The following is an 18,801-nucleotide window of genomic DNA, read 5'->3' as shown; positions in this document are numbered from 1 at the left end:
TAGTTAAGTTCGGTAACTGTTAATCACGGCTGGTGCCACTATCTGCACCACTAACACCGCTAAATAGGTCAGGCCAAGCGGTATAAACTCCGCCTTGAACACCCCCAGCGCCACGATCAGCAAAACGATGGTGATCACGACCTTTAGCCCCTCGCCGATGGCGAACGACCAGGCAACCCTACCGGGCGCCGGCGTTTGCGCCTGGTGGCGCAAGGCAAACAGCATAAACATTGCACTCGGCAACCAGGCGGCGAGACCGCCTGCCAGCGCCGAAGCGCTCCATTCCGGGCTTTTCAGCCAGAAAGCAACGCTGATCAGAACAAAAGTCATTAACTGCAAAAACAGCAGTTTGCGTGCGACTTTCCCGCTGTAAAGGGACACAGACATGACGTTTGTTCTCTCCGTACCCCTGAGGGGGTATGCTGAGTGACGTATACAACTGTTTTTGCTGTCCTGAGTCAAGCAGCAAAAAACGAGCAAATTATACGGGGCATACCAACGAATTCAATCGATAAGTAGCGAAAAGGTGAACAATTATTTAAATTTCCCTATTCCAGCCTATTTTCACAAGAAAACGGTCGGAATAATAGGGCGCATTTAATTGTCTGATTATTCCAGCGTTGCGTTTAGAAACGCGAAGCCGATCACAGTAATGTCCCTTCCTGATTTATAGCCGATGGTCAACCAAACCGTCTTTAGCAATTTGAGCGATCAAAAGATTATATAAATCAAAACATTATCAGTTAACTGTTCAAAAACAATCCGTATACCCGATGAAAACCTTTTATTGACAAGCAGCGGGGCAATATTCCAACAGCCAATTAACATTAGCAGCAAACGCCAATCTTTCGCACATGATTGCTAACGTGACTATTTCCAAATGCAATTACTCTATTGTCGCTAATTAGCCGCGCTTTTTGTGTTAATAGGAAGTAAATTAACTAAAAAAAGCGACCAACTAATTAGCCTGCTTATCTTTCTGATTGGTACTGCCTTTAATTCACGCTTGTTTGATCAAAAGCAAACTCAGTTTGCCTTAAGAATCACCAGATGGCGTTCGCCTTCCAGTTCAGGCACCTGCAGCCGCACGATGGACTCCAGGCTAACGCCTGCCGGCAGCTGCGTCAGCTCTTCATCCGGGCGCACGCCTTTCAACGCGTAAAAACGCCCCTGCCCTTTCGCCGGCAGGTGATGACACCAGGACAGCATATCCTGCAGCGAAGCGAACGCGCGGCTGATCACGCCATCGAACGGCGGCTCGGCCGGAAAGGCTTCGACGCGGCTCTGCACCGGTTCGATATTGTTCAGACCCAGCTCATGCTGCACCTGGCGCAGGAAACGCACACGCTTGCCCAGGCTGTCGAGCAGCGTGAAATGTGCGTCCGGGCGCACGATCGCCAGCGGAATGCCCGGCAAGCCGGGGCCGGTGCCGACATCAATAAAACGCGAGCCCTGCAGATGCGGGTTGACCACGATGCTGTCGAGGATGTGGCGCACCAGCATTTGTTGCGGATCGCGCACCGACGTGAGGTTATAAGCCTTGTTCCACTTATCCAGCATGCCGACATAGCCTAGCAGCTGCTGTTTCTGCTGATCGGGCAGCTCAATGCCTGCTGCAGCGAGCAGCGAGTCTAATTTTTTTTGCACAACGGATCCTCTGGCAGGCGCTGAACGACCAGCGGATGGTTAGCTGGCGCAATGAGGCGACTATGATAATTCAGGGCGCAAGTGATGTCAGCGGCCGTTTGGCTACGGGATGAACAAACGGCCGCCTGGGTGCGAGATTTATGCGCTGCGGCGCAGCAGTCCCTGCTTTTTCAGCCAAATCAGCAAAATTGAGATCGCCGCCGGCGTAATGCCGGAAATGCGCGAAGCCTGGCCGATGGAGTTCGGTTTGTGATCGTTCAGCTTGGCGATCACTTCGTTCGACAGCCCCGAAACCTGACGGTAATCGAGATCCAACGGCAGCACGGTATTCTCGTTGCGCTGCTGTTTTTCGATCTCTTCCTGCTGGCGAGCGATGTAGCCTTCGTATTTGACCTGGATCTCGACCTGTTCGGCCGCTTGTACGTCGTCCAGCGGCGGCGCGAAGGCGTCGGTGCCGGTCAACTGCGCGTAATCCATCTCAGGGCGGCGCAGCAGCTCTTCGCCGTTCGCTTCACGCGACAACGGCGCTTTCAGCAGCGCATTGACCTGTTCGACGTTCTCGGCGTGCGGGTGCATCCAGATGTCGCGCAGGCGCTGACGTTCGCGTTCGATTCGCTCCAGCTTCTCGCTGTAACGCGCCCAACGAACGTCGTCCACCAGGCCCAGTTCACGGCCTTTTTCCGTCAGGCGGAGATCGGCGTTGTCTTCACGCAGCATCAGACGATACTCGGCGCGTGAGGTAAACATGCGGTATGGCTCTTTGGTACCGAGGGTGCTGAGGTCGTCCACCAGCACGCCCAGATAAGCCTGATCGCGACGTGGCGCCCAGCCTTCCTGTTCGTCGGCGAAGCGCCCGGCGTTCAGACCAGCCAGCAGGCCCTGCGCAGCGGCTTCTTCATACCCGGTAGTGCCGTTGATCTGGCCGGCGAAGAACAGCCCCTGAATGAATTTGCTTTCCAGCGTCGGCTTCAAATCGCGCGGATCGAAGAAATCGTACTCAATGGCGTAGCCAGGGCGAATAATACGCGCGTTCTGCATGCCTTCCATCGAACGGACGATCTGCATCTGCACGTCGAACGGCAGGCTGGTGGAGATCCCGTTAGGGTAAATCTCGTTGCTGGTCAGGCCTTCCGGCTCGAGGAAGATCTGGTGCGCATTGCGATCGGCAAAGCGCATGACCTTGTCTTCGATCGACGGGCAATAACGTGGGCCGATCCCTTCGATGATCCCGGCATACATCGGGCTGCGATCGAGGTTATTGCGGATCACGTCATGGGTTTTTTCGTTGGTATGGGTGATGTAGCACGCCATTTGTTCCGGGTGTTGGCTGGCATCGCCCAGGAACGAGAATACCGGCACCGGCGTATCGCCGTGTTGTGGCGCCAGTACGCTGAAATCGATAGTGCGGGCGTCGATGCGCGGCGGTGTACCGGTTTTCAGGCGGTTAACGCGCAGCGGCAGTTCTCGTAAACGCTGCGACAGCGAGATCGAAGGAGGATCCCCGGCGCGGCCGCCGCTGTAATTTTCCAGACCGATATGGATCTTGCCGTCCAGGAAGGTGCCTACGGTCAATACTACCGCCTTGGCGCGGAATTTCAGGCCCATTTGGGTGACAGCGCCGACTACGCGATCGTTTTCGACGATCAGATCCTCAACGGGTTGTTGGAAGATCATCAGGTTGGGCTGGTTCTCCAACGCGGTACGGATCGCCTGGCGATACAGTACGCGATCCGCCTGAGCGCGCGTGGCGCGAACGGCTGGGCCCTTGCTGGCGTTTAGTATCCTAAACTGGATGCCGGCATGGTCGATCGCCGTCGCCATCAGGCCACCGAGTGCATCAATTTCCTTAACCAGATGCCCTTTACCAATACCACCAATCGCCGGATTGCAGGACATCTGTCCCAGCGTATCGATATTGTGTGTCAATAATAAAGTCTGACGTCCCATGCGTGCCGCGGCCATGGCGGCCTCGGTCCCTGCATGGCCACCACCGATGATGATGACGTCAAATTGATCTGGATAAAACATGGAACTGCACCTCGCCGTATTGCGAACGATCGTATTTGCCCTGGGGTGGGGGATTCTACTCAAGTTTAGACGATCGACCAAGTGGTCAGGATCGTCGGTAATTAAAAGAAGATCTTTTTTATTTAAAGATCTCTTTATTAGATCTCTTATTAGGATCGCGATCCTCTGTGGATAAGTGACTATTCACGATGAAGATCAGCAGATTAAGGAGGATCGTTTGCTGTGAATGATCGGTGATCCCGAGGCAGATAAGCTGGGATCTAAAAGGCTTGTTATGCACAGGACAAAAAGCGTACTACGGTTGTTATTGGGATAACTACGGCTTTTACCCTGCTTTTAAGTATAGTTATCCACAATCGTTCGCACGATCTTTAGGCGAATTAGAGTAAATTAATCCAGTTTTTTACCCATTCCTCGGCCGGATCCTCGGGAATTTCATGTTCGGTCACGTCGATCTCGAGACGATCGCCGATCCTTTTCGCGCCTCTGGTGATCAACAGATCGTCGATCTGTTTGATCGCACCGCAGAAGGTGTCGTATTCCGAACTGCCCAAACCGACGGCGCCGAACTGCACCTCGGAAAGATCCGGCTGTTGTTCGGCGATCTGCTCCAGCAACGGCTGAAGGTTATCCGGCAGTTCGCCGGCGCCGTGCGTGGAAGAGACCACCAGCCAGCGGCCGGTCAACGGCAACTCATCCAGTTCAGGGCCGTGCAGCATCTCGGTAGAGAAACCCGCGTCTTCCAGCTTTTCAGCCAAATGTTCAGCCACGTATTCGGCACTGCCAAGCGTACTGCCACTGATCAGAGTAATGTCTGCCATGAACCAACGATCCTAACCTTCTCACTCAAAGTGGCTGCATTGTACGCTGTGAATCGGCTGGGATCTACCTGTGGATAATGTGGGTATGCAATTTGACGGGTTACGGCACGATGGTGCGCATAATGGGGTTCTGCAGCGAGATCAGCGTTTCGGTAGACTGGATCTCGTCGATGGTCTGGATCTTGTTGATAAGTACCTGTTGCAGCGCGTCGATCGATCGGCACATCACCTTAATAAAGACGCTGTAGTGGCCGGTGGTGTAATAGGCTTCCACCACTTCTTCCAGGCTTTCCAGCTTCTTCAGCGCCGAAGGGTAGTCCTTGGCGCTCTTTAATATGATGCCGATAAAGCAGCACACGTCGTAGCCCAACTGTTTGGGGCTGACGTCGATGCGCGCGCCGGTGATGATCCCGGCCTGTTTCATCTTCTCTACCCGCACATGAATGGTGCCGGGGCTGACGGCGAAGTTTTTCGCCAGTTCGGCGTACGGCGTGCGCGCGTTGTCCATCAGGGCGTTGAGGATGCCGCGATCGAGATTATCGATCTGATAAATTTCCGCCATTTAATCCCCCATTAATTACCGATTGTTGAATTCTGTCCGGGTAAAAATGAACGATTAAAAGTGAAAAGGCAATATTGATTAGTGGATATTGAATTGGCGTATCATTTTGTTGCTTAATCGATGGCAACAGAGACAGGTTTACAAGAGATACGGCAATGAAAAAACAGTTTATCCAAAAACAACAACAAATCAGCCAGGTCAAATCCTTCTTTTCCCGCCAGCTGGAGCAACAGCTCGGCCTGATCGAAGTGCAGGCGCCGATCCTCAGCCGTCTGGGTGACGGCACGCAGGATAACCTCTCCGGCAGCGAGAAAGCGGTGCAGGTTAAGGTCAAAACCCTGCCGGACGCCACCTTCGAAGTGGTGCATTCACTGGCGAAATGGAAACGTAAAACCCTGGGGAGCTACGATTTCGGCGCGGGCGAAGGCCTGTACACCCATATGAAGGCGCTGCGCCCGGATGAAGATCGCCTGACGCCTATCCACTCGGTGTACGTCGATCAGTGGGACTGGGAGCGGGTGATGGGCGACGGTGAGCGCAGCCTGGACTACCTGAAAAGCACCGTGCGCAGCATTTACGCCGCCATCAAGGCGACGGAGGCGGAAGTCAGCCGCGAGCATGGCCTGACCCCGTTCCTGCCGGAACAGATCCACTTTGTGCACAGCGAAACCCTGCTGCAGCGTTACCCGGATCTGGATGCCAAAGGGCGCGAGCGGGCGATCGCCAAAGAGCTGGGCGCAGTGTTCCTGATCGGCATCGGCGGCAAGCTGTCGCATGGCAAATCGCACGATGTACGGGCGCCAGATTATGATGACTGGACCACCCCGGCGGCGGATGGCCTGGCGGGCCTGAACGGCGATATCGTGGTGTGGAACCCGGTGCTGCAGGACGCTTTCGAGCTGTCTTCTATGGGCATCCGCGTCGACGCCGCCGCGCTGAAACATCAGCTGGCGCTGACCGGCGATGAAGAGCGCATGAAGCTGGAGTGGCACCAATCGCTGTTGCGCGGCGATATGCCGCAGACCATCGGCGGCGGTATCGGTCAGTCGCGCTTGGTGATGCTGTTGTTGCAACTGTCGCATATCGGCCAGGTGCAGTGCGGCGTGTGGTCGCCGGAAGTGCGCGGGGCGGTCGAAGGCCTGCTTTAACTGCCTAGCGCCGCCAGCGGCGCATCAAACGGCTTTTCAGCCCGGTATCGAAGCGCCAGATATGATCGAAGATGCGCATGATGCCGGGTTTGCCGTAGGCGGACATCGCCACCGCATGGAAACGCTGCTGGTGGCTTTGCTGCTGCTGTTTCACCTTCTTTATTACCTCCTCCGGCAACCGCTGGGCGATAAAATCGGAAATGATCACCGCATCGGCGTCGAACCAGCCGCTTTCCGCCATTTTGGTGACGGTGGCGTTCAGGCAGGCCGCCAGATCGGTGCCGCCGCGAAACTGCTGGCCGAGAAAGCGCACCGCCTGTTCGATGCCGCTGGCGGCGGTGAGCTCGTAATGCACGATCTGGTTGGCGAACAGCATGATGTAGCAACGGCGGTTGTCCGCCAGCGCAATGCGCAGCAGCGCCAGGCAAAACGCCTTGGCGCACTGTTCGTTGAAGCCGCCCATCGATCCTGAGGTGTCCACGCAGACGATAAACGGCCCGCGCGGCTGTTGATCCTGCTGCTGGTGGGTGACCTGGCGGATCAGGATCTGCTCCTGCCAGACGTCGCCCTGCAGACGGTAGCTCAGCAGCCGCTTTTCCAACAGGCGGCGATAAAACTCGAACTCCAGCTCTTCAATCCCCAGCGTCGCCAGCTCCGGCGGCAGCAGGCGCAGGATGTCGTCGCTCTGATGAATGCCATTTACTTCTTCCGGCAGCGTGGCCGGCACCTGCACCATGACCCTGAACGGTTCCGGCTGCGCGTCCTGTTGCTGCACCGCCTTGGCCTGATAGCTGCGGCCAAGCTGCTGCGCCAGCTTTTTCAGCTCCGGCTGCTGCTGCAAAAAGTTGCCGTACTCCACCAGCCGTTGGTAATCGCCGCGCTGCAGCTGGCCTTTGCTCATGTCCCACAGCCTGCCGGCGGCGGTGTCATTTTCCGACAGCAGCGGCTCCAGCGCGCCGCTCAGCGCCAGGCGCTCCTGCAGTTCCGCCATCAGCTGCTCGCGCTCCTGTTCCAGCAGCTGGTGGTGCAGCATGGTGGCCTGCAGCGTCAGGCTGATGCGCCAGCGCTGCAGGAACAGGGTTTGAAAGCTGTCGTCCAGCGGATGGTTGGGCAGATCGGCTGCGTCCACCAGCGCGCGCGCCTGTTCATAAAACGGCGAGACCAGCTGGCGCAGCAGCTCCATCGTGTCGTTGAGGTTGTGATAGAACTGGGTGTTGTTCTCCAGTTGGCACTGTTGGTAGCGGTAAAATTCCTGCGCCAGCGCCGGTGGCACCATAGCCTCCTGCAGACGCTCCTTGAGCTGCAGTTTCCAGCGTGGCAGATCGCGATCCAGTGCCCGGCGAAGGGCCGGAAACTTTTTAAAGAACACCGACAGCTGCGGCGCCGCCAGCATGCCGACGATCATTTCCTCGATCATCTCGCCTTCGGTGATCGCCAGCAGCAGATCGAGCGTCTCCAGACTGAGCATGGTTACTGGCCGCGCATTTGCTGCTGTTGCTGTTTAACCTGCTCTGCCACCTGCAGCAGACTGGCTTCTATCTTGGCCAGGCCGGCGGCGGGCGTGAACAGACAGGGCTGATGCTGGCTGAAGGCGCGACGCTGTTCCGCCAGGCGCTGGGCCAACGCCTCCATTTCATCCAGCAGCGCCTGCGGCGTGGCGGTGGCCTGTTTGCCCGGCAGCGCCAGCAGCGAAGGCTGGCGGCTGACGTCCAGCACCGCCAGGTGCAGTTGGTCGTCGACCTCCAAATCGATCGGCTGCGCGAAGCCGATGCCGTTCAGTTTGGCGCGCACGTCGCCGCCTTTTTGCAGCCAGTTGTCCAGCACGCTGCTCTCGATACTCAGATGGTTGACCTGAATGTCATGCAGCTGCAGCGGTTTTTGCAACAGCAGACTGAGAGTGCCGCCGGCGAACGGCGTGGCCGGCGCGTATTGCGGTTTGCGGCTGAACATGCCGCCCTTTTTCACCAGGCTGATGGCCTGTCGATCGCTTTGCTGCTGCTGGTCCTGTAGCCAGCGGGTGTGGATTTGTTGCAACTGGATCAGCATCGACTGCTGCTGATAGGCCGATTCGGTCAGCAGCTGATCGATCTGCTGTTGCAGCAGCTTCAGCGAGGTGAGATCGTGCCACAGGCAGTCTTTCAGCAGCATCAGATCGAGCGGAGCGATGGCGTCGCGCCCGCTGAAGAAGGCGCAGGCCTGCAGCAGACGCAGGGCCTTTTTCCAGCGGCGATCGGAGACGTATGGCGCCTGTTCCAGCGCGTCCAGCCGCTGGCGCAGCTGGAAAATCAATTCAAAGCAGGCTTCCGGCAGCGCCACTTTGTCGATCTGCGGTTGCCACTGCAGAAACTCTTCGTCGCTGATGCTCAGCGCCGCCGGCACCGGGTTTTGGCTTTCACTCTGGCGGTTGACCAGCAGCGAGCGGAAATTCTGTTTATCCTGCACCTTGTCCAGCCACAGGCGGATCAGCATGCGGTCATACAGGGCTTCGAGGCTGTTGTCCGCTTCGGGCAGTTCGTTGGAGGCAGTAACCAGCAAGCGCAGCGGGATCGGTTCTTCGCTGTTGCCGTTGCGAAAGCGCCGTTCGTTGATCGCCGTCAGCAGGGTGTTGAGGATCGCCGGGCCGGCCTTCCAGATTTCGTCCAGAAACACGATCTCCGCTTCCGGCAGATAGCCGGCGGTCAGGCGCTGGTAGCGCCCTTCATCTTTCAGCGCCTGAATAGAGAGCGGGCCGAAGACCTCTTCCGGCGTGGAAAAACGCGTCATCAGATATTCAAAGGAGCGGGCGTTGCGGAAGGCAAACTTCAGCCGGCGCGCGATCAGGCTCTTGGCGATGCCGGGCGGGCCGAGCAGGAATACGCTTTCGCCGCTCAGCGCCGCCAGCAGGCACAGGCGGATCGCTTCTTGCCGCTCATAAAGACCGCTCTCCAGCGCGCTGCTGAGGCGGGAAATTCGTTCTGCCAGAAGGGAGGATGGCGTCATATAATTGTCGCATTGTCCGAGAGTTAGCCAATCTTGGTCGATAATCCGATGATAAACCACCATTATTTTTAGTGGTATAGCTTATTGATTAGTAATATTTTTCTAAGTTGTGCCGGATATCCGGTTCACATTTTGTTTATTTTTCGGCTCTGATATAAGGGTAGGCAAGCCGCATAAATGGTGCATACTGTGCGGCTTTCTGGTGGGCGTGACGGATCTTTGAGCCCGTATTTTGCCTGATGCGGATGCATCGCTAACGGATGTTCTGATAAAGAAACGAATTATGAGCGCAGAGCATAAGCAGTCCTTATCGGCGGTAACCCTGGCGGCCATCGGCGTGGTCTACGGTGATATCGGCACCAGCCCTCTCTATACGCTGAGAGAGTGTTTCTCCGGCCATTACGGCTTCGATGTTCGTCCAGACGTGGTTTTCGGCTTCCTGTCGCTGATTTTCTGGATGCTGATCGTGATCGTTTCCCTCAAATATCTCACCTACGTGATGCGCGCGGACAACGCCGGCGAGGGCGGCATTCTGACGCTGATGTCGCTGGCCGGGCGCAACACCTCGGCGCGCACCACCGCGGTGCTGGTGATACTGGGCCTGATCGGCGGTAGCTTCTTCTATGGCGAGGTGGTAATCACCCCGGCGATCTCGGTGATGTCGGCAATAGAGGGGTTGGAAATCGCCGCGCCTGCGCTCGACGCCTATATCGTGCCGCTCTCCATTCTGGTGCTGACGCTGCTGTTTGTTATCCAAAAGCACGGTACCGGCAGCGTCGGTAAGCTGTTCGCCCCGGTAATGCTGCTGTGGTTCATCGTGTTGGCCGTGCTGGGTGCGCGCAGCATCATTTCGAACCCGGAAGTGCTGCAGGCGCTGAACCCCAAATGGGCGCTCAACTTCTTCATGGAATATAAGAAGGTGTCGTTCTTCGCGCTGGGGGCAGTGGTGCTGTCGATCACCGGCGTCGAGGCGCTGTATGCCGATATGGGGCACTTCGGCAAGTTCCCGATTCGCCTGGCCTGGTTCACCGTGGTGTTGCCATCGCTGGTACTTAACTACTTCGGCCAAGGCGCGCTGCTGCTGAAAAACCCTGAGGCGATCAAAAACCCGTTCTTCCTGCTGGCGCCCGACTGGGCGCTGATCCCGCTGCTGATTCTGGCGACCCTGGCGACGGTCATCGCTTCGCAGGCGGTGATTTCCGGCGTCTTCTCGCTGACCCGCCAGGCGGTGCGCCTGGGTTATTTGTCGCCGATGCGCATCATTCACACCTCGGAAATGGAATCCGGCCAGATCTATATTCCGGTGATCAACTGGACGCTGTATATCTCGGTGGTGCTGGTGATTATCGGCTTCGAACACTCCAGTAATCTGGCGGCGGCGTACGGCATCGCCGTCACCGGCACCATGGTGCTGACCAGCATTCTGGTCACCTCGGTGGCGATCAACAACTGGCACTGGAATCGCTTCCTGGCGATCGGCATCGTGGCCATCTTGCTGATCATCGACGTGCCGATGTTCTCCGCCAACGCCCTGAAGCTGTTCTCCGGCGGCTGGTTGCCGCTGACGTTGGCGCTGGTGATGTTCATCATTATGACCACCTGGAAGAGCGAGCGCTTCCGCCTGCTGCGCCGCCTGCATGAACACGGCAACTCGTTGGAGGCGATGATCGCCTCGCTGGAGAAATCGCCGCCGGTGCGAGTGCCGGGTACCGCGGTGTTCCTGTCGCGCGCCACCAACGTCATTCCTTTTGCGCTGCTGCACAACCTGAAGCACAACAAGGTGCTGCATGAACGCGTGGTGCTGCTGACGCTGCGCACCGAGGATGCGCCTTACGTGCACAACGTGCGCCGGGTGACCATCGAACAGCTGTCGCCGACCTTCTGGCGGGTGGTGGCCAGCTACGGCTGGCGCGAAACGCCGAACGTCGAGGAAGTGTTCCACCGCTGCGGGCTGGAAGGGTTGCCGTGCCGCATGTCGGAGACCTCTTTCTTCATGTCCCATGAATCGCTGATCCTCACCAAGCGGCCGTGGTACCTCTACCTGCGCGGTAAACTGTTCGTCGCCCTGAGCCGCAATGCGCTGCGCGCGCCGGATCAGTTTGAGATCCCGCCGAACCGGGTCATCGAGCTCGGCACGCAGGTCGAGATCTAACCCACCGAATAAGGGGCTCAGCATGGCTGAGCCCCTTTTGTTTGTGCATTGCCCGTGCGTGAACGAAACGTTTCGATAGCGATCACACTTCTGCATTGTCCCGGTTGCCTTCCCCTGCCGTTTTTTTAAACTCCCTCAAAGAGCGAAACGTTTCGCTGGTGGAGTGAGAAGATGAAAAAAGGCGTATTACTGAATTCCGACGTGTCTGCCGTGATTGCCCGGCTGGGGCATACCGACCAGCTCACCCTGTGCGATGCGGGCCTGCCGATACCGACGGCGACGCAGCGCATCGATCTGGCGCTGACGCAGGGCGTGCCGACCTTCATGCAGGTGTTCGCGGCGGTCACGCAAGAGATGCAGGTAGAAAGCGCCATCCTGGCAGAAGAGATCGTGAAACAGAATCCGTCGCTCCACGAGGCACTGTTGGCTGAGCTGACCGCTCTGGGCCAACGCCAGGGTAACACCATCAGCGTGCGCTATATCAGCCATCAGGCGTTTAAAGCGCAAACCGAGTACAGCCGGGCGGTAATCCGCAGTGGGGAGTGTTCGCCTTATGCGAACGTGATCCTGTGCGCCGGCGTAACTTTCTGAGGCGCGTATGCAACCTTTACTGCAACTGAAAGGGATTGATAAAGCCTTTCCCGGCGTGAAGGCGCTTTCCGGCGCCGCCCTCAGTGTCTATCCCGGCAAGGTGATGGCGCTGGTGGGGGAAAACGGCGCCGGGAAGTCCACCATGATGAAAGTGCTGACCGGCATCTACCAGAAAGATGCCGGCAGCCAGTATTTTCTCGGTAACGAGGTGGTGTTCAACGGGCCTAAGGATTCGCAGGAAGCGGGCATCGGCATTATTCATCAGGAGCTGAACCTGATCCCGCAGTTGACGATTGCGGAAAACATCTTCCTCGGCCGCGAGTTCGTCAACCGTTTCGGCCGCATTGACTGGAAGCGCATGTATGCCGAGGCCGATCGCTTGTTGGCGCGTCTCAATCTGCGCTACAGCAGCCACCGGCTGGTGGGCGAGCTGTCGATTGGCGATCAGCAGATGGTGGAGATCGCCAAGGTACTGAGCTTCGAATCGAAAGTGATCATCATGGACGAACCGACCGATGCGCTGACCGACACCGAAACCGCCTCGCTGTTTAAGGTGATCAACGAGCTGAAGGCCGAAGGGCGCGGCATCGTTTATATCTCGCACCGCCTGAAAGAGATTTTTGAAATCTGCGACGACGTGACCGTGTTCCGCGACGGGCAGTTTATCGCCGAGCGGCCGGTGAGCGAGCTGCAGGAAGATTCGCTGATTGAGATGATGGTTGGCCGCAAGCTGGAGGAGCAGTACCCGCGCCTTGATTTGCCGCGCGGGGAAAAACGGCTGGAAGTCAGCCACCTTTCCGGTCCCGGCGTTGAAGACGTCAGCTTTACGCTGTACCGCGGCGAGATCCTCGGCGTGGCCGGGCTGATGGGCGCCGGGCGTACTGAATTGATGAAGATCCTGTACGGCGCCGCCCCGCGCAAGGCTGGCGCCGTCAACCTGGACGGCCGCGAGGTGGTCACCCATTCGCCGCAGGACGGGTTGGCGAACGGCATCGTCTATATCTCGGAAGACCGCAAGCGCGACGGCCTGGTGTTGGGCATGTCGGTGAAGGAAAACATGTCGCTGACTGCGCTGCGCTACTTCAGCCGCGCCGACGGCAGCCTGAAACAGGCTGACGAGCGGCAGGCGGTGGGGGATTTCATCCGGCTGTTCAATATCAAAACGCCCTCGATGGAGCAGCCGATCGGCCTGCTTTCCGGCGGCAACCAGCAAAAAGTGGCGATCGCCCGCGGTCTGATGACCCGGCCGAAGGTGCTGATCCTCGATGAGCCGACGCGCGGCGTCGACGTCGGCGCCAAAAAAGAGATCTATCAGTTAATCAACCAGTTCAAGCAGGAAGGGCTGAGCATCATTCTGGTGTCTTCGGAAATGCCGGAGGTGATGGGCATGAGCGATCGCATTCTGGTGATGCACGAAGGGCATCTCAGCGGCGAGTTCCCGATTGAACAGGCCACCCAGGAAGCGTTGATGGCGGCAGCCGTCGGCAAGCAATACGGCGTAAAGCAGGAGTAATCAGATATGAGTTCCCAGACTATCGCAGCTAAGCGCTGGTTCAGTAAAGAGTGGCTGTTAGAGCAGAAGTCGTTGATTGCGCTGCTGGTGCTGATCGCCGTGGTCTCTTCCATGAGCCCGAACTTCTTCACCCTGAACAACCTGTTCAATATTCTGCAGCAGACCTCGGTGAACGCCATCATGGCGGTGGGGATGACGCTGGTGATCCTCACCTCCGGCATCGATCTGTCGGTGGGATCGCTGCTGGCGCTGACCGGCGCGGTGGCGGCGTCGATCGTCGGCTTTGAGGTCAACGCGCTGGTGGCGGTGGCGGCGGCACTGGCGCTCGGCGCCGCGGTTGGCGCCTGCACCGGGGTGATCGTTGCCAAAGGCAAGGTGCAGGCCTTTATCGCCACGCTGGTGATGATGCTGCTGCTGCGCGGCGTCACCATGGTGTACACCAACGGCAGCCCGGTCAACACCGGTTTCACCGACGTGGCCGACACCTTCGGTTGGTTTGGCATCGGCCGCCCGCTGGGCGTGCCTACGCCGATCTGGATCATGGCGATCGTGTTCATCGCCGCCTGGTATATGCTGCACCATACGCGCCTGGGCCGCTATATTTATGCCCTGGGCGGCAACGAAGCGGCGACCCGTCTGTCCGGCATCAGCGTCGATAAAGTGAAGATTATCGTTTACTCGCTGTGCGGCCTGCTGGCGGCGCTGGCCGGGGTGATCGAAGTGGCGCGCCTGTCGTCGGCGCAGCCGACCGCCGGCACCGGCTATGAGCTGGACGCCATCGCCGCCGTGGTGCTGGGCGGCACCAGCCTGGCCGGCGGCAAGGGCCGCATCGTCGGTACGCTGATCGGGGCGCTGATCCTCGGCTTCCTGAACAACGGCCTGAATTTACTGGGTGTTTCTTCCTACTACCAAATGATCGTGAAGGCAGTGGTGATACTGCTGGCGGTTCTGGTAGATAACAAAAGCAACAAGTAACCTCCCCCTACAGGAATCACGATGATGAAAATGAAAAAACTGGCAACCTTAGCCTCCGCCATCGCGCTGAGCGCCACCCTGAGCGCCAATGCCATGGCCAAAGACACCATCGCGCTGGTGGTGTCCACCCTCAATAACCCGTTCTTCGTCTCGATGAAGGACGGTGCGCAGCAAGAGGCCAACAAGCTGGGTTACAACCTGGTGGTGCTGGATTCCCAGAACAACCCGGCGAAAGAGCTGGCCAATGTGCAGGATCTGATGGTGCGCGCGCCCAAGCTGCTGCTGATCAACCCGACCGACTCTGATGCGGTGGGCAACGCCATCAAGATGGCCAACCAGGCGAAGATCCCGGTCATCACGCTGGACCGTGTGGCGAGCAAGGGTGACGTGGTGAGCCACATCGCTTCTGACAACCGCGTGGGCGGTAAAATGGCCGGCGACTTCATCGCCAAGAAAGTGGGCGCCGATGCCAAGGTGATTCAGCTGGAAGGCATCGCCGGCACCTCCGCCGCGCGTGAACGCGGTGAAGGCTTCAAGCAGTCGCTGGATCAGAATAAATTCAAACTGTTGGCCAGCCAGCCGGCCGATTTCGATCGCACCAAGGGCCTAAACGTGATGCAGAACCTGCTGACCGCGCACCCGGATGTGCAGGCGGTGTTCGCCCAGAACGATGAAATGGCGCTGGGTGCGCTGCGCGCGCTGCAAACCGCCGGTAAAACCGACGTGATCGTGGTAGGCTTCGACGGCACCGCCGACGGCGTGAAAGCGGTCGAAGGCGGCAAGCTGGCGGCGACCGTGGCGCAGCGTCCCGATCAGATCGGCGTGATCGGTGTGGAAACCGCCGATAAAGTGCTGAAAGGCGAAAAAGTGCCGGCGACCATCCCGGTCGATTTGAAACTGGTCACTCAGTAAGTCATACCAGCGCCATCGGAACGGGGCGTTTACGATGGCGCGCAATTCAGGAATCAATGCGATGGAAACAGGTAAGCTGGTGGTTCTTGGCAGCATCAATGCCGACCATATCCTCAATATTGAACAGTTCCCCCACCCGGGCGAAACGGTGATAGGGAAGCAGTATAAGGTGGCGTTTGGCGGTAAGGGCGCGAATCAGGCGGTGGCGGCCGGGCGCAGTGGGGCGGAGATCGCCTTTATCGCCTGTGTGGGCGCCGACGATATCGGCGAACGTGTCCGCCGGCAGCTGGCGAGCGATCGTATTGATACCCAACCGATTGAAGCCATCGCCGACAGCACCACCGGCGTGGCGCTGATCTTCGTCAACGCCCAAGGCGAGAACGTGATCGGCATCGATGCCGGCGCCAACGCCGCGGTGACGCCGGATTACCTGGCGAGCTACCAACAAAAAGTGATCGATGCCGATGCCCTGCTGATGCAGCTGGAGTCGCCGCTGGAGACGGTGATCGCCGCCGCCCGCCTGGCGAAGCAGCATCACACGCAGGTGATCCTCAACCCGGCCCCGGCGCGCGAGCTGCCGGACGAGCTGCTGGGCATGATCGATATGATCACCCCGAATGAAACCGAAGCCGAGCGCCTGACCGGCATCGCCGTGGATAACGACGCCGATGCGGCGCGCGCGGCGCAGGCGCTGCACGACAAGGGCATCGCGACGGTGATCATCACCCTCGGCAGCCGCGGCGTGTGGCTGAGCGAAAACGGCAACGGCAAACGGGTGCCCGGCTTCAAGGTGCAAGCGGTGGATACTATCGCTGCCGGCGATACCTTTAACGGTGCGCTGGTCACTGCCCTGTTGGAAGGCAAGATCATGGCCGACGCGGTGCGTTTCGCCCATGCGGCGGCGGCGATCGCCGTGACCCGCCCTGGGGCGCAGCCTTCGGTGCCGTGGCGTGAAGAGATTGACGCCTTCTTGCAGCAGCAGGGGTGATCCTTTGGCCACCATGAAAGATGTCGCCCGTCTGGCGGGCGTTTCAACCTCTACCGTTTCGCATGTGGTCAACAACAATCGCTTTGTCAGCGACAGCGTGCGCGACAAGGTCATGGCGGCCGTAGAACAGCTGAACTATGCGCCTTCCGCGCTGGCGCGCAGCCTGAAGCTCAACCAGACGCGTACCATCGGCATGCTGGTGACCGCCAGCAACAACCCGTTTTATGCCGAAGTGGTGCGCGGCGTGGAGCGCAGCTGCTATGAACGCGGCTACAGTTTAATCCTGTGCAATACCGAAGAAGACGCCGCGCGCATGAACCGCAGCATGGAGACGCTGCTGCAAAAGCGCGTCGACGGTTTGCTGTTGATGTGCACCGAAAACCACCGGCCATCGCAAGATGCCCTGAGCCGCTACCCGTCACTGCCGATCGTCATGATGGACTGGGCGCCGTTCGAGGGTGCCAACGACATTATTCAGGATAACTCGCTGCTGGGCGGCGAGATGGCGACCGATCATCTGATCGCCCGCGGCTACCGCAAGATCGCCTGCATCGCCGGCCCGCAGGATAAAACCACCGCTCGTCACCGACTGGAAGGCTATCGCAACGCGATGCGTCGCGCCGGATTGCCGGTTCCGCCTGGGTATGAAGTGCATTGCGATTTTGAGTTTGAGGGCGGCGTGAACGCCATGCACCAACTGCTGGCGCTGGATGAGCCGCCGCATGCGGTGTTCGCCGGTAACGACGCGGTGGCGGTGGGCGTTTATCAGGCGCTGTATCAGGCCGGGCTTTCCGTGCCGCAGGATATGGCGGTGATGGGCTACGATGACATTGAGCTGGCGCGTTATCTGGCGCCGCCGCTGAGCACCATTCATCAGCCGAAGGATTCGCTGGGCGAACTGGCGATCGATGCGCTGATCAACCGCCTGCAAAACCCGGAGCGCGCGCCCCAGGTGCTGGTGCTGACGCCCGAGCTGGTGGAACGCGCCTCGGTGGGCCGCCGTTAACTCGCCGCCTTAGCTTCTTTCTTGCTTTCCTGGCCGCTGATCAAATTGCGGCCATCCTTCCTTCTCAGCAACGTAAACACCAGCGCCGATGCCACGGTGACGATCCCCATGGTGATAAAGGTGTAATGGAAGTGGTCGATCATGGTGCCTAACGACAGGGATTCGTAAAAACGCAGCACCGCCGCGCTGATTGCCACGCCGAAGCTGATGGACAGCTGCTGGGTGACCGCCAGGACGCTGTTGCCGGCGCTGGCGTTGGCGTCGTTCAAATCCGCCAGGCTGATGGTGTTCATGGCGGTGAACTGGGTGGACATCGCCATGCCCAGCACGAACAGCGGCAGGATCATCAGCCACAGCGGCATGCCCGGGCTTTGCAGGGAGAATTGGGCGATCAGAACCCCGATGATGACGGTGATGCCGACCAGCGTTTTACGGTAGCCGAACCAGCGCAGCACCTGAGTGACGGTGGATTTCGCCATCAGCGAACCGATGGCGGTCGGCGCCATCATGCAGCCGGCGACGATCGCCGTGTAGCCGAATCCCACCTGCAGCATGAGCGGCATTAAAAACGGTACGCAGCCGGTGCCCAGCCTGGAGGCGACGTTGCCGGCGATGCCGACCGAGAAGGTGCGGGTTTTGAACAGGTCGAGACCGATCAGAGGCTGAGTATGGCGGCGGGCGTGCGCGATGTAACCGAACAGCATCACGAAGCCGCTGAGCAGAATACCCAGCGAAACATAGCTCGCCAGTACTCGCTCGCCAAACAGCTCCAGCCCGGTGGATATCAGCACCAGGCTCAGGCCGAACAGCATAAAGCCAAGGAAATCGAAGCGGCGTTTGGGCGTGGTGAAGTCCGGCATGTATTTGCGCGCATAGAAGATGCCGAGCAGGCCGATAGGGATATTGATCAGGAAAATCCAGTGCCAGGTGGCGTAGGTGACCAGCCACCCGCCCAGCAGCGGCCCCAGAATCGGCCCGACCAAGCCGGGCATGGTGACGAAGTTCAGCACCGGCAGCAGTTCGCTGCGCGGGTAGGCGCGCAGCAGTGCCAACCGCGCGACCGGCATCATCATCGCGCCGCCGATGCCCTGCAGCACGCGAGAGGCAACCAGCACGCTCAACGTAGGGGACAGGGCGCACAGCAGCGAGCCGAGGGTGAATAACGTGACGGCGAAGATGAACACGCGCCGGGTGCCGAAGCGGTCTGCCAGCCAGCCGCTGACCGGGATCAGCATTGCCACCGTCAGCGTGTAGCTGATGACGGCCGATTGCATCGCCAACGGCGAACGCCCGAGGCTTTGGGCGATCGCCGGCAGCGCGGTGTTGAGGATAGTGGCGTCCAGCGCCTGCATAAAGAACGCCATTGCGGCGATCCACGGTAGTCCTGCCATACTGCGCGCGGATTGGGTCATGGTCGGTCCTGGTTAAATGGTCGTCTGTCCCTCGTCTCTTTCTTCTATATATAAGCGGGGAGCGTGT

At 58.8% G+C, this 18,801-nt stretch carries 16 protein-coding genes; 8 read left to right on the top strand and 8 right to left on the bottom strand.

What is annotated here, in order from left to right; genetic code table 11:
- Nucleotides 1–3: 3 nt before the first annotated feature.
- From atpI to asnC, 5 genes are all read right to left on the bottom strand, one after another.
- Nucleotides 4–387: a F0F1 ATP synthase subunit I gene (atpI, locus tag ACYF6X_RS24235; RefSeq protein ID WP_004933796.1), complete on the bottom strand. Its 384-nt coding sequence runs from the start codon at nucleotides 385–387 to the stop codon at nucleotides 4–6.
- 639 nt (nucleotides 388–1,026) lie between these two features.
- Entirely contained in the window at nucleotides 1,027–1,647 is a 621-nt protein-coding gene (gene rsmG / locus ACYF6X_RS24230) for a 16S rRNA (guanine(527)-N(7))-methyltransferase RsmG (RefSeq protein ID WP_015379471.1), read from the bottom strand.
- A 138-nt stretch (nucleotides 1,648–1,785) separates the two neighbouring features.
- Nucleotides 1,786–3,675: a tRNA uridine-5-carboxymethylaminomethyl(34) synthesis enzyme MnmG gene (mnmG, locus tag ACYF6X_RS24225; protein WP_033631384.1), complete on the bottom strand. Its 1,890-nt coding sequence runs from the start codon at nucleotides 3,673–3,675 to the stop codon at nucleotides 1,786–1,788.
- A gap of 380 nt (nucleotides 3,676–4,055) precedes the next feature.
- Entirely contained in the window at nucleotides 4,056–4,496 is a 441-nt protein-coding gene (gene mioC, locus ACYF6X_RS24220) for an FMN-binding protein MioC (protein WP_107227542.1), read from the bottom strand.
- Between the two features lie 100 nt (nucleotides 4,497–4,596).
- Nucleotides 4,597–5,058 (bottom strand): transcriptional regulator AsnC, encoded by a 462-nt coding sequence (asnC, locus tag ACYF6X_RS24215; RefSeq protein WP_004933786.1) that lies wholly within the window; start codon nucleotides 5,056–5,058, stop codon nucleotides 4,597–4,599.
- Between the two features lie 155 nt (nucleotides 5,059–5,213).
- On the opposite strand from asnC, the gene asnA reads away from it, so the two are divergent.
- A complete protein-coding gene (gene asnA / locus ACYF6X_RS24210; RefSeq protein ID WP_041037361.1) occupies nucleotides 5,214–6,206 on the top strand; it encodes an aspartate--ammonia ligase in 993 nt (330 codons plus the stop codon).
- A gap of 4 nt (nucleotides 6,207–6,210) precedes the next feature.
- Here asnA and viaA read toward each other — a convergent pair whose 3' ends face one another.
- Both viaA and ravA read right to left on the bottom strand, forming a co-directional pair.
- Nucleotides 6,211–7,674 carry an ATPase RavA stimulator ViaA gene (gene viaA, locus ACYF6X_RS24205; protein WP_063989186.1) on the bottom strand — a complete coding sequence of 488 codons (1,464 nt, stop codon included), beginning with the start codon at nucleotides 7,672–7,674 and terminating at the stop codon, nucleotides 6,211–6,213.
- Between the two features lie 2 nt (nucleotides 7,675–7,676).
- Nucleotides 7,677–9,185: an ATPase RavA gene (gene ravA, locus ACYF6X_RS24200; RefSeq protein WP_130018603.1), complete on the bottom strand. Its 1,509-nt coding sequence runs from the start codon at nucleotides 9,183–9,185 to the stop codon at nucleotides 7,677–7,679.
- Nucleotides 9,186–9,468: 283 nt separating this feature from the next.
- On the opposite strand from ravA, the gene kup reads away from it, so the two are divergent.
- The 7 genes from kup to rbsR all read left to right on the top strand — a co-directional run bounded on the left by kup (nucleotide 9,469) and on the right by rbsR (nucleotide 17,322).
- Complete coding sequence (gene kup, locus ACYF6X_RS24195) at nucleotides 9,469–11,337, top strand: low affinity potassium transporter Kup (protein WP_130018602.1); 1,869 nt, start codon at nucleotides 9,469–9,471, stop codon at nucleotides 11,335–11,337.
- Between the two features lie 171 nt (nucleotides 11,338–11,508).
- Nucleotides 11,509–11,928, top strand: coding sequence for a D-ribose pyranase (rbsD, locus tag ACYF6X_RS24190; RefSeq protein WP_063989189.1), 420 nt, complete (start codon nucleotides 11,509–11,511; stop codon nucleotides 11,926–11,928).
- Nucleotides 11,929–11,935: 7 nt separating this feature from the next.
- The gene (rbsA, locus tag ACYF6X_RS24185) at nucleotides 11,936–13,441 is read left to right on the top strand and encodes a ribose ABC transporter ATP-binding protein RbsA (RefSeq protein WP_063989190.1); all 1,506 of its coding nucleotides are present in this window, start codon (nucleotides 11,936–11,938) and stop codon (nucleotides 13,439–13,441) included.
- Between the two features lie 6 nt (nucleotides 13,442–13,447).
- Nucleotides 13,448–14,416 (top strand): ribose ABC transporter permease, encoded by a 969-nt coding sequence (rbsC, locus tag ACYF6X_RS24180; RefSeq protein ID WP_019455467.1) that lies wholly within the window; start codon nucleotides 13,448–13,450, stop codon nucleotides 14,414–14,416.
- A 24-nt stretch (nucleotides 14,417–14,440) separates the two neighbouring features.
- Entirely contained in the window at nucleotides 14,441–15,328 is an 888-nt protein-coding gene (gene rbsB, locus ACYF6X_RS24175) for a ribose ABC transporter substrate-binding protein RbsB (protein WP_025160300.1), read from the top strand.
- A 61-nt stretch (nucleotides 15,329–15,389) separates the two neighbouring features.
- The gene (gene rbsK, locus ACYF6X_RS24170; protein ID WP_130018601.1) at nucleotides 15,390–16,316 is read left to right on the top strand and encodes a ribokinase; all 927 of its coding nucleotides are present in this window, start codon (nucleotides 15,390–15,392) and stop codon (nucleotides 16,314–16,316) included.
- A 4-nt stretch (nucleotides 16,317–16,320) separates the two neighbouring features.
- A complete protein-coding gene (gene rbsR, locus ACYF6X_RS24165) occupies nucleotides 16,321–17,322 on the top strand; it encodes a ribose operon transcriptional repressor RbsR (RefSeq protein WP_130018600.1) in 1,002 nt (333 codons plus the stop codon).
- On the opposite strand, the gene mdtD is transcribed toward rbsR, so the two are convergent.
- On the bottom strand, nucleotides 17,319–18,734 hold the full coding sequence (gene mdtD / locus ACYF6X_RS24160; RefSeq protein ID WP_063989193.1) for a multidrug transporter subunit MdtD: 1,416 nt from the start codon (nucleotides 18,732–18,734) through the stop codon (nucleotides 17,319–17,321). The genes rbsR and mdtD overlap by 4 nt on opposite strands.
- Nucleotides 18,735–18,801 lie beyond the last annotated feature (67 nt).

Source organism: Serratia sp. ID 25-353 (genome assembly GCF_054792795.1).
The sequence above is the reverse complement of the archived record's forward strand: the minus strand, read 5'-3'. Positions and strand labels throughout refer to the sequence as shown.